General features: G+C 41.4%; 12 protein-coding genes. 3 read left to right on the plus strand and 9 right to left on the minus strand.

Annotated elements, in window-relative coordinates; all coding sequences use genetic code 11:
• Positions 1 to 133: 133 nt before the first annotated feature.
• Both L1D51_RS17455 and L1D51_RS17460 read right to left on the minus strand, forming a co-directional pair.
• Complete coding sequence (locus L1D51_RS17455; protein WP_150114716.1) at positions 134 to 505, minus strand: hypothetical protein; 372 nt, start codon at positions 503 to 505, stop codon at positions 134 to 136.
• A 198-nt stretch (positions 506 to 703) separates the two neighbouring features.
• A complete protein-coding gene (locus L1D51_RS17460; protein WP_239964373.1) occupies positions 704 to 1,750 on the minus strand; it encodes an NAD(P)-dependent alcohol dehydrogenase in 1,047 nt (348 codons plus the stop codon).
• A 210-nt stretch (positions 1,751 to 1,960) separates the two neighbouring features.
• Here L1D51_RS17460 and L1D51_RS17465 point away from each other — a divergent pair, with 210 nt between their 5' ends.
• The 3 genes from L1D51_RS17465 (at position 1,961) to L1D51_RS17475 (ending at position 5,819) form a co-directional block, all read left to right on the plus strand.
• Positions 1,961 to 3,703: an ABCB family ABC transporter ATP-binding protein/permease gene (locus L1D51_RS17465; protein WP_425605552.1), complete on the plus strand. Its 1,743-nt coding sequence runs from the start codon at positions 1,961 to 1,963 to the stop codon at positions 3,701 to 3,703.
• A gap of 74 nt (positions 3,704 to 3,777) precedes the next feature.
• On the plus strand, positions 3,778 to 4,491 hold the full coding sequence (locus L1D51_RS17470) for a YebC/PmpR family DNA-binding transcriptional regulator (RefSeq protein ID WP_054561631.1): 714 nt from the start codon (positions 3,778 to 3,780) through the stop codon (positions 4,489 to 4,491).
• A 53-nt stretch (positions 4,492 to 4,544) separates the two neighbouring features.
• On the plus strand, positions 4,545 to 5,819 hold the full coding sequence (locus L1D51_RS17475; protein WP_239964375.1) for a protein kinase: 1,275 nt from the start codon (positions 4,545 to 4,547) through the stop codon (positions 5,817 to 5,819).
• 35 nt (positions 5,820 to 5,854) lie between these two features.
• Here the strand turns inward: L1D51_RS17475 and L1D51_RS17480 are convergent, their stop codons facing one another.
• The 7 genes from L1D51_RS17480 to edd all read right to left on the minus strand — a co-directional run bounded on the left by L1D51_RS17480 (position 5,855) and on the right by edd (position 11,914).
• Positions 5,855 to 6,976, minus strand: a complete 1,122-nt coding sequence (locus tag L1D51_RS17480; RefSeq protein WP_239964377.1) for a sterol desaturase family protein — start codon at positions 6,974 to 6,976, stop codon at positions 5,855 to 5,857.
• Positions 6,977 to 7,041: 65 nt separating this feature from the next.
• Entirely contained in the window at positions 7,042 to 7,401 is a 360-nt protein-coding gene (locus L1D51_RS17485) for a hypothetical protein (RefSeq protein WP_239964379.1), read from the minus strand.
• A gap of 52 nt (positions 7,402 to 7,453) precedes the next feature.
• Positions 7,454 to 7,897, minus strand: a complete 444-nt coding sequence (locus L1D51_RS17490; protein WP_082422943.1) for a hypothetical protein — start codon at positions 7,895 to 7,897, stop codon at positions 7,454 to 7,456.
• 21 nt (positions 7,898 to 7,918) lie between these two features.
• A complete protein-coding gene (locus tag L1D51_RS17495) occupies positions 7,919 to 8,263 on the minus strand; it encodes a hypothetical protein (RefSeq protein WP_239964381.1) in 345 nt (114 codons plus the stop codon).
• Positions 8,264 to 8,385: 122 nt separating this feature from the next.
• A complete protein-coding gene (gene gap / locus L1D51_RS17500) occupies positions 8,386 to 9,390 on the minus strand; it encodes a type I glyceraldehyde-3-phosphate dehydrogenase (protein WP_239964383.1) in 1,005 nt (334 codons plus the stop codon).
• A gap of 18 nt (positions 9,391 to 9,408) precedes the next feature.
• Entirely contained in the window at positions 9,409 to 10,029 is a 621-nt protein-coding gene (locus tag L1D51_RS17505) for a bifunctional 4-hydroxy-2-oxoglutarate aldolase/2-dehydro-3-deoxy-phosphogluconate aldolase (protein WP_054551439.1), read from the minus strand.
• 34 nt (positions 10,030 to 10,063) lie between these two features.
• The gene (gene edd / locus L1D51_RS17510) at positions 10,064 to 11,914 is read right to left on the minus strand and encodes a phosphogluconate dehydratase (protein ID WP_062564509.1); all 1,851 of its coding nucleotides are present in this window, start codon (positions 11,912 to 11,914) and stop codon (positions 10,064 to 10,066) included.
• Positions 11,915 to 12,099: the final 185 nt, after the last annotated feature.

Here is a 12,099-nt window from a genome sequence, read left to right on the forward strand (position 1 = left end):
GTCGTTTAGCTATGGAAGGTGGTATTGGCTTTGTACAAGAGGTTGGCGTCTTTCCAGCCACTAATGCGGGATTTTCGTTGAGTTGCTAATGCAAACCATGGGAGTACACGCACTACACCTGGCGGCGCGTCGTTTAGCTATGGAAGGTGGTATTGGCTTTGTACAAGAGGTTGGCGTCTTTCCAGCCACTAATGCGGGATTTTCGTTGAGTTGCTAATGCAAACCATGGGAGTACACGCACTACACCTGGCGGCGCTAAAAAGTGCTCTTTTCTCCAGTCTTCAGCAAAGAATTCAATTAATAACTCGTAATCAGGGTCAACCTGACTGTGATAAAGAAATAATGATGAATTACTGGCAGTTAAACGCGGCACTAGGGTATCAAACCCGGATGGTTCTACCGGTTTAGGATGTTCAACTGCATGAGTTTGGGAAATAACTGGGGTTTTAGTCAGCTCGACTTGGAACAATTTAGTCGCAGCAAAGTGTGAGTGCGTGTCAGGCATAGCCATGCTCTGTGCGCTAAAGAACACAGTAAATAGCAAGATAATGACTGAGAAAAACCGTAACAAGAACTGACCAATAAATTAAGTGGATAACAGGGATATAATGAGGGCAAAAAAATAAAACACAAGTTATTACTTAAATAAAAGTGACTAAAACAAAAGCGGGCCTAATTAAGCCCGCTTAGTAATTTAACTTTGTTAAACTTCTAATGATGACATATCGATAACAAAGCGTGAGGCCATATCACCTTGCTTTAACTTATCGAATGCGTCATTTATTTGGTCCATTTTAATCATTTCAACTTCTGGCAGAATATTATGCAGTGCACAGAAATCGAGGATTTCTTGAGTTTGCGCTATACCACCAATCAATGAGCCAGCAACACGGCGACGTCCCATTAATAATGGCACTGAGTTAGTCTCTTCAAGTTCACCCACTTGACCAACCAATACTTGCGTACCATCAATATCTAAAAGCGGAATATACGGCGTAAAGTCGTGTTTTACCGGAATGGTATTAATGATCACATCAAATTGATTTGCATGCGCTTGCATGGCAGCTTCATCGCTCGATACCAATAAATCTTTTGCGCCATAAGATAAAACCTGCTGTTTTTTCTTATCACTACGGCTAATTGCCGTAACATGTGCGCCCATTGCAGCTGCGATTTTTATTGCCATATGACCTAAACCACCTAGCCCGATCACACCAACACGGCTACCTGGGCCGACATTCCACGTGCGTAGTGGCGAATAGGTTGTGATACCGGCACATAAAATTGGTGCACATCTAGCAAGGTCTAAGCCTTCAGGCACGCTCAATACAAACTCTTCACGCACCACAATGTGTTTTGAATAACCACCTTGAGTGAGCTCACCACTAATGCGGTCTTGTCCTGAATAGGTCCCTACCATACCTTCGCGACAAAACTGCTCTTCACCGTTATGACACTGGTCACAGCTTAAACAGCTATCAACCATACAACCCACAGCAACATTATCGCCCACTTTATATTTAGTAACGCCGCTGCCTACTTCAAGGACGCGACCAACGATTTCATGGCCTGGTACCACTGGGTATTGAGTCCAGCCCCAGTCGTTTTCTGCGGTGTGTAAGTCAGAATGGCACACGCCACAATAAAGAATTTCAATTGATACATCTTCATCACGAAGTGCACGGCGTTCAAAGTGATACGGCTCTAATGGTTTTTCAGAATCATGTGCTGCATAACCGACGGTTTTCATGCTTACTCCTTAATTTTCTTCGTGTTTTACTCATGCATTTAACTAATTTGCTAATGCGCTGGTGTATAATGCATTCAGTATAGAGGTAAATTAACAAATTACACTTGCCTAAAACACGAAAGCTTTTGCCTATTTTTATCAAATTGATTTTAAGAGACCCCCATGCGTGGAATGAGCCGCAAAGAACAGGTGACGAGATCGCCTGATGCAATGAACTTATCACAAAGCATAAAAACACTCTGGCCCTATTTAATAACCTTTAAAGGCCGGGTTATTTTAGCCATCTTAGCGCTTATTGCTGCAAAAGGCGCCACATTGCTGATGCCTTGGGCACTAAAAAAAATAATTGACGCGGTTGATGCGAGTATCAACCCGCTATTAAGCGTTCCTATTGCCTTGCTGATCGCCTATGGTTTACTGCGCTTTGCCAGTGTATTTTTTGGTGAAGTACGCGATGCGTTATTTGGCCGTGTTACAGAGCACGCTATGCGCCATATTGGCTTAAAAGTATTTAAACACTTGCATAGTTTAGAACTTGCCTTTCATCTTGACAGGCAAACAGGCGGTATCAGTCGCGATATAGAGCGTGGCACAAGTGGCCTCAGCTTTTTAATGCGCTTTTTGATGTTTAACATCGTGCCAACGCTATTTGAAATAATCACAGTAGCCATTATTTTTGCAACCTTGTTTTCACCTTGGTTTGCACTGGTCACATTAATTGCGGTTGCTAGTTACATTGCTTTTACTGTGATTGTAACTCAGTGGCGTAACCGATTTATTCGTGAAGCAAATACTGCCGATAACAACTCAAACACCCGTGCAATCGACAGCTTACTAAATTACGAAACCGTTAAGTACTTCAACAATGAACACTATGAAGCGAGCACCTACGACGGCTTTTTAGCTAAGTGGGAACAAGCGAGGCTAAAAAATCGTTTATCGTTACTTGCGCTTAATTCAGGGCAAGCACTTATTATAGCCACGGCTATTACAGCACTAATGTGGCTAGGTGCCAGCTCAGTGGTCAACAAAGAGCTAACAATAGGTGAGCTTGTGATGATCAATGCTTATATGATCCAGTTATTTTTACCACTTAACTTTTTAGGTTTTGTTTATCGTGAGATACGCCGTGCGCTGACTGACCTTGAAAATATGCTGGGGCTGTTAAATCGAAAAGCCGCCATTAGCGATGACAAAGATCCAAAACCATTAAAAGCAACCAAAGCAGCTATTCGATTTGAAAATGTGTCGTTTAGTTACGACAAACAAAGACCAATTTTAAATAACTTAAGCTTTGAGGTGACTTCTGGCAGCAAAGTGGCGATTGTGGGTGCCAGTGGCGCAGGTAAAAGCACTCTAAGCCGCCTGCTCTACCGTTTTTATGATGTTGATGCAGGTAAAATTTATATCGATGAGCAAGCAATCAACACAGTGACACTTGAAAGTTTGCGCCAAGCAATTGCCATCGTACCGCAAGATACCGTGCTATTTAACACCAGCATTCGCGAAAACATCGCCTACGGAAATCCAACGGCAAGCGAAGATGAAATTGATAAAGCCATAAGCCTTGCCCATTTAGATGGATTCATTGCCAGCCTAGATAAAGGCGATAAAACCCTTGTTGGTGAACGCGGTTTAAAAGTGTCGGGTGGTGAAAAACAACGCATTGCAATTGCCAGAGCCATTTTAAAGGGTTCACCCATTTTATTATTTGATGAGGCAACATCGGCGCTAGATTCGCATTCAGAACAAGCCATTCTCAGCGCTATGCGTGAAGTTGCACAAAGACATACCAGCTTAGTCATTGCGCATCGTTTATCAACAATTACTGACGCAGACAAAATTATTGTTATGAAACAAGGACAGGTTGTTGAACAAGGTCAACATCAACAACTGCTTGAAGCAAATGGTGAATACGCACGAATGTGGCAGTTACAGCAAAGCGATGAATAAACACTGTTAACTAGTAGGTTAAATGATTAGAATAACCGCTTTATTTTTATCTATAACAAAAAGGCAACACGCAGATGGGCAGAGCTTATCAAAACAAAAAAGACTCAATGGCAAAAACTGCGGGTGCAAAAACCAAAGTTTATTCAAAGTACGGAAAAGAAATTTATATCTGCGCTAAGAATGGTGGTGTTGATCCCGATGGCAACTTAGCGCTTCGTCGCTTAATTGAGCGTGCTAAGAAAGACCAAGTACCTACGCATGTAATTGAGCGTGCAATCGATAAAGCCAAAGGCGGTGGCGGCGAAGATTACGTAGCAACTCGCTACGAAGGTTACGGCCCGGGCAACTGTATGATCATTGTTGACTGTTTAACCGACAACAACAAACGTACCTTTGCTGACGTACGTGTTTGTTTTACAAAAGCGAATGCAAAAATTGGTGCGCAAAACTCAGTATCACACTTATTTGATCACCTCGCTATTTTTGTATTTGATGGTGATGATGACGAGGCTGTTTTAGAAGCACTAATGATGGCTGATGTAGATGTAACAGATGTAGAAGTTGAAGACGGTAAAGTAACTGTATTCGCTCCACACACTGAGTACAACAACACACGTACAGCACTTGAAGAAATGGGAATTACTGATTTCCACGAAGATCTAATTGCTTTTGTGCCGCAAGTAGAAGCACCCATTGAAGGTGAAGACGTTGAAGTCATGGAACGCTTTTTAGCCATGCTAGAAGACTGTGACGACGTACAAAACGTTTACCACAACGCACAGTTTTAATTAAAAAGGCCAACCAAGTTGGCCTTTTACCTTTTAGCCCAAAGGAATCAACATTGAATACCCTCGAAGAGTTAAAAGCCGGTTCTCTACAAGGTTGTACACGGCTTCAGCTTGTTGCAGAACTAACCGAATTGCCAAAAGAAATTTATACCCTAGCCGATACGTTAGAAATCCTCGATTTATCTAATAACAAGCTAAGTGATTTACCTGACGATTTTTACAAATTAAAAAATCTCAAACGGCTGTTTTTATCATTTAATCAGTTTAAACATATTCCAGACGTGCTAAGACAATGCCCAAACTTAATCATGGTGGCATTTAAAGGTAATCAAATTACTGAGTTTAAAGCGCACTGTTTGCCAACGATGATTGAATGGCTGATCTTAACTGATAATCAAATTCCCGCTTTGCCTGATACATTCGGTGAGTACAGCAAGCTTAAAAAGCTCGCACTGGCAGGTAATCAGTTAACTGATTTGCCAGCTTCAATGGCTAATTGTAAAGAACTTGAGCTAATCCGTTTAAGTGCCAATAAGCTTACAAAAGTTGAAGATTGGCTTTTAGCTTTACCGAAACTTGCTTGGCTTGCCTTCTCTGGTAACGATTTAAATCGCTCAACTAACTTACACTGTGAGCAGTTTAGCAAAATCGCCCTGAATGAAATCGATGTTAAAAAGCAGATTGGCCAAGGTGCGTCTGGGGTTATTCATTTGGCCAATTGGCATCAAAGTCCTGTTGCCCTTAAGTTATTTAAAGGCGAGATCACCAGTGATGGCTATCCACTTGATGAGCTAAATTGTTGTTTAAAAGCAAGTGAGCATCCAAATCTCATAAAAGCATTAGGCTATGTTGATGAAGAGTCACAACTTGGTTTAGTGATGGAGCTTATCAGTAAAGAGTTTAGGAATCTTGGTTTGCCGCCCTCCCTTGCAACTTGTACACGTGATACATTCGAAGACAACTGCCAGTACGCGCCAGAAATGGTGCTAAAAATTGTCAAGCAAATGGCAAGTACCCTCGCCCATTTGCATCAAAAACAAGTAAGCCATGGTGACATTTATGCCCATAACAGCATGATCAATTCACATGGCGAGTTATTATTTGGTGACTTTGGTGCTGCAACTGACTTATCAATGCTGACGCCTAATCAACAGCTGCTATTAGAAGGCATTGAAGTACGTGCCCTTGGTTATTTTATCGATGATTTACTGACTGTAGTCACTGAACAGAACGACATTACCAACATGCTTGCTGACATAGCTCAAGAGTGCTTAGGACTCAACTCAGACAAACGCCCTCGCTTTTCTGAGCTAGTTTCACGATTATGAGTGTAGGTAATTATAAATAAAGCCTCAGTGAGGCTTTATTTTTGCTTTTTAAACGGGAACACCTGCTGCTTTAACATACCTTCTGGCATGAAATCTCCAACCACACCATATTTATCGGGCCACTCTGCTTGACCTTTGACAGCAGTGCCAAATAGATAATCTAAAAAAGAAAAGTGCGCAGCATAGTTACGGTCAATGGCCGCTTTATCAGATGAATGATGCCAATGATGAAACTGAGGCGTAACTAGTACGTACTTTAACCATCCAAATTTCACCCGAACATTTGCGTGGTTAAACACGGCCTGAAAGCCAACAATAATGACATATAAGCTAATGACATCCGATGGAAAGCCGAGCACAAAAATAGGTGTGAGCACTAAGCTACGCGTCACGAGTATTTCTAAAATATGCTGACGTGAGCCTGCAAGCCAATCCATCTCTTTTGCACTGTGATGCACAGCATGAAAACGCCAAAGCAGGGGTACTTCGTGATAAGCCCTATGCACAAAATACTGCATTAAATCGGCCACTAAAATAATTAAAAATAACTGCAGTACAAATGGCAGTTGAATAATAAAGCCTTGTACAGTATCAGACACAGCCCAGCCAAATGCATGATGCACGAACTGATTGGTAGCCAGCAATACAAAACCAATAATTAAGTGATTAACAAAGAAATGGTTTAAATCACCCTGCCACTCAGAGCGGAGAATTTTTTGTTCTTTACGGTGCGGCAGTAGCTTCTCAATTAGAATAAAAATCAGTGTGGAGCCAAGTAAATCAAGAATGAACCAATCAAGCCCCAAGTACGGCGTATTATCTCTAAAATCACCCACTTCAACATTCGGCCCACCAAATGCAATAGCAAGTAAGATCAACACCCAAGCCGTTGCACCGAGCCGCTTATTAGTATTACGAACAAAGTTCAACAACCCTAAACTGCCTGAAATAATCAATGCCACAAACATCAGCTGGCGTAAAAACTCGACACTGTAATTTTGCCTGAGCTCTGGGGTCGTTAAGTACTCTGGAAAATGAAAGGCTAACACCCCTAAACAGGATAAAACCGCTAAGAAGCAAGCAATATAACCGCTAATATTGCCTTCACCCACTTGAAACTGCTCAGCCCTAAATAGCCGATGATAAAGACGTGCCATAATATAAAAATCCATTTATTAATTTTTTGCAGCTTAACACAGAAGAATTTAGGAACAAATATGCGCTAAGCCATCACTATCATGTGTACACAACAAATTGATACTAAGCTAATAAAACCTAAAACTAGGCTGCGTTCAGGTAGGAAATGAATAATCAACGCAGGCATTTCAATAATGTGTGAAGACATTGGCCTATAGCATAAACTATGTTTTTCAAAGTTCATGAAAGCGTTTTTTAGCCTTTCAAGGTAGAGCATTAATCCAGCTAAATGAATAAGCACAAATGTCGATGGACCTAAAAACTCAAGTAGTGCCATAAGCTCATACCCCATCATTAACTCAGGTCCTGCAATGAGAATTACTAAAACCAGCGCGATTGTTTTATACAGCTTATTAGCGAATAACTGTCTAATTTTATTAAACATCCATATCCTTATGAAACGATTTAGGCTTATAAAAGAATAAGCCTTTTAAATATTATTGAAATGCTTTATCAAACTTATCTTGATCTAGGTATTTATCAAATGCACCTAAAGCATTACCCACACTTGGCTCAGCCATTAACTCTTGCATCGCAACTTCACCCACAATACCGAATGCGTTTTCCATTGCTCCCTGACCGCCGACTTCAATCGCAGCCTTTGCTTGCTTTGGGCAGTCTTCGGTTAATAAACGCGTAACTAATGCGCCAACATAGCGATTAGTTTCATCTATATCTTGCTCTGTCACGTTCGAGAAAGGCTTAATAATACTATGCGTCGACATACCCAGATAAATCCACTTAGCGAGATTTTTCCGCTCTTTGCCATTTAGTGAATCAGTTAAACACACTGCAAGTTGCTGAGCTTCTTCTGATGCTGAAGCATAACTAGGCAGTAACGACATTACAAAGAGTGAAGTAGTTAATAAGATTTTTTTCATTATTTTCCTCATAAACTGGGATTAACCATAGAATTCTACTTCAGTTTTTACACCAAATGGTAAAATGAATTCTCTAAATTCAGGGTCCCCTTGCTGAGCTTTTGGATATTTAAGGTTATACATATTCTTTTTAAACATATTTAAGAATTGCTTATTTTGCAGCTTATTATCTAATACACTGACTTTCACAACATCACCCGCTTGATTAACCATCATCATAAATAAAATTTTATCATCAGATCGTCTGAAGTCGTCTTTTGCTTTTGTCATCACATCTTTGGGAATATTAAAGTCGGGTAGGTTTTTATCTTGTGTTGATGAGCAAGACACTAACAAGAGGCATAAAGGTATTAAAAATTTATTCATAATTTGTCCCTAAAAATGTTTAAAGACAAGATACTGTGAATAAATGCTTTTATCCAGCAAAAACCAAAAAAGCCACGATAAACGTGGCTTTGTTGGATAAAGCTTAAACTTTTACTGTTCTATTATAAGAACTGACCTAGCGCTTTAACTTGGTCTAACATGCGGTTTGAGAAACCCCACTCGTTATCGTACCAAGCCATCACTTTAACAAGCTTACCATCTACTTTAGTTTGGGTAGAATCGAAGATTGAAGACGCAGGGTTGTGGTTAAAGTCGATAGAAACAAGCGGTAATTCGTTGTATTCAAGAATACCTTGCATTGCGCCTTCTGATGCTGCTTTAACGACTTCGTTGATTTCTGCTGCAGTTGTTTCACGCTTAGCAACAAACGTTAAGTCTACTAAAGAAACGTTGATTGTTGGTACACGTACTGCCATGCCGTCAAGTTTACCCGCAAGTTCAGGAAGCACTAAGCCAACTGCTTTAGCTGCGCCTGTTTTAGTTGGGATCATTGACTGAGTTGCACTACGTGCACGGTATAAGTCTGGGTGATAAACGTCAGATAAGTTTTGATCGTTTGTGTAAGCATGAATTGTCGTCATGCTACCTTGCTCGATACCTACATTGTCGTTGATTGCTTTTGCAATTGGCGCTAGACAGTTTGTTGTACACGATGCATTTGAAATGATGTTGCTTTCAGCATTTAATACTTCGCTGTTAACACCATGAACAACTGTTGCATCCATGTCAGTACCAGGCGCAGAAACGATTACTTTTTTAGCACCCGCTTCAATATGTTTAGCCGCTGCGTCACGTGAAGTGAATAAACCAGTACATTCTAAAACGATATCTACGTTTAGTGCTTTCCAAGGAAGGTTTGCAGGATCACGCTCTTGCGTAAGGGTAATTTCGTCATTACCAATTAGCATGGTGTTTTCAGCAAGTGTTACCTTTTGAGAAAATTGACCGTGTACTGAGTCAAATTGAGTTAAATGCGCGTTAACATTTGCTGGTGCTAAATCGTTGATTGCAACGATTTTGATTTCGTTGTTTTGAGCTGACTCATAAAGGGCACGTAATACGTTACGACCGATACGTCCATAGCCATTAATTGCAACATTAATCATTCTAATATCTCCCGTTAATTATTTTACTTCACTTGCTTGGCGAGCAAGCGCTTCAATGGCTTGCCAGTCTTTGTTTTCAATAAGTTGTTTATCTAGCATCCAAGTACCACCTACACAAATTACGTTTTTAAGTGCCAGGTAGTTAGGTGCTGTTTCAAGGCTAATGCCGCCTGTAGGGCAAAAAGTTACTTGTGGTAAAGGGCCACCAATTGATTTCAGCATTGCAGTGCCACCTGCTGCTTCTGCAGGAAAGAACTTTAAGAACTTAAAGCCATGGCTTGCTAATTTCATTACTTCACTTGGTGTTGCTGCACCTGGTAAAAATGGAATATCAGTGTCTTTAGCCAGTGCTAATAATTCGTCGTTTACACCTGGGCTAACCATGAAGTCAGCACCGGCTTCAACAGATGCATTAAATGTCGCTTTATCAACCACAGTACCTGTGCCAACGTATGCTTCTGGTACGGCTTCTTTCATTAGCTTTACAGCTTCTGCCGCAATAGGCGTACGTAAAGTAATTTCTAGTGCTTTTAAGCCACCGTTATAAAGCGCACGTGCAAGGGGTGCTGCATCTTCAAGTTTTTCGATAACAACAACCGGTACCACAGGTGCCGATGATAAAATTTTCTCAATGCTCATTGTTTGTTCCTCATAGCCCAGTAACGGCGTATTATTATTCTAAACCAAAGGCACTTGCGCCTAGGTCTGCACTACTTACTATATTTCTGAAACCTGCGAATAACTCTCGGCCTGTACCATATGTTTGGCTTGGTTGGCTAAGTTGTAATTCACGTTTTGCTAATTCTTCATCGCTTACGTGTACTTTCAATACACCCGCTGGTGCATCAAGCGTCACTAAATCACCTTCGTGAATTTTTGCGATTACACCACCTTCAACCGCTTCTGGTGCTAAGTGGATTGCAGCAGGAACTTTACCTGATGCACCCGACATACGGCCGTCAGTCACAATCGCCACTTTGTAGCCTTGGTCTTGTAGTGTTGCCATTACTGGCGTTAATTTGTGAAGCTCAGGCATGCCTTTCGCTTTTGGACCTTGCTCTTTAATTACAGCAATAAAGTCTGTGTTTAATTCACCACGGCTATACGCTTCTTGTAACTCACCTTGTGAGCTAAATACTTTAGCTGGTGCAGAAACAACTTGGTGAGACTCAGCCACTGCCGATACTTTGATAACAGCTTTACCAAGGTTACCTGTAAGAAGCTGTAATCCACCCTGCTTGCTAAACGGGTTATCAATCGGACGTAACACTTCTTCATCGTGTGATTTTTCTGGGCACGCTACCCATTTAACTTTGCTTGGGCCAGTGCTGTTAGTCATGATCACTGATGAATCTTTATCTAGCATTGGCTCTGTGGTGTATGCTTCTAAGCCATCACCCACAATCGTTTTCACGTCGTTATGTAAGTAACCTTTGCTTAGTAGTTGCTTCATTAAAAAGCCCATACCGCCGGCAGCTTGGAAGTGGTTCACATCTGCTGAGCCGTTCGGGTAAATACGTGTAAGAAGTGGCACAACTTCTGATAAGTCAGCCATGTCTTTCCAAGTAAGGATTACACCCGCTGCTTTCGCGATAGCTACTAGGTGGATTGCGTGGTTTGTTGAGCCGCCTGTTGATAACAAGCCAACTAAACCATTAATAATTGTTTTTTCACTTACTACGTCTGCAAGGCAGTTAGCATCTTTTGTTTCGATTAGCTGCTTTAACATGGTTTCTACAGCATGACCTGTTAAGCCATCACGTAGTTCTGTGTAAGGGTTAATGAAAGAGCTACCTGGTAAATGTAGGCCCATGATTTCCATTAACATTTGATTCGAGTTTGCGGTACCGTAGAAAGTACATGTACCTGCACTGTGATACGATGCGCTTTCTGCTTCTAATAGCTCTTCACGGCTTACTAAGCCCTGTGCAAATTTTTGACGTACACGGGCTTTTTCTTTATTCGGGATACCCGATTGCATTGGACCGGCTGGTAAGAAATACGTTGGTAAATGACCAAATGATAAGGCACCAATTAAAAGTCCTGGGACAATCTTGTCACACACACCTAAACAGAAAACACCGTCGAACACGTCATGCGATAAAGAAACCGCAGTAGACATTGCAATCACATCACGCGAGAACAATGAAAGCTCCATGCCATCACGGCCTTGAGTAACACCGTCACACATAGCCGGTACGCCGCCAGCAACTTGTGCTGTAGCATCAAACTTAGTGGCAAGGCTTTTGATGATTTCTGGATAGTCTTTGTAAGGAACATGCGCTGAAAGCATGTCGTTATAAGCGTTGATGATAGCTAGATTTGGTTGCTCGTCTGATTTTAAACGAGCTTTGTCATCGCTGCTACAAGCAGCCATAACGTGTGCAATATTACCACAGCCTAAACCAGCACGAACTCTTGTTTGTTTTTTTGCGTGCGCGATTCGCTCTAAATAAGCTTGGCGGGTCTCTTTACTGCGTTCGATAACGCGTTCGGTGACTTCTTGGATACGAGGATGCAACATATAAATTCGACTCATCTCTATAGTTAGAGGATAAAGGCTCAGTAACAATTACAGACTCCACGAAAATAATTGTACTGAGCAACTTTGATTTACCCGTTCAAAGGTACGCTGACAGGCTGTCTCTCACAACCAACCTGACACCGGTGTCACTGTATTAACTCATGACTGTGACACCGGTGTCAACC

This window comes from Pseudoalteromonas shioyasakiensis, from assembly GCF_022398475.1.
Lineage (GTDB): Bacteria > Pseudomonadota > Gammaproteobacteria > Enterobacterales > Alteromonadaceae > Pseudoalteromonas.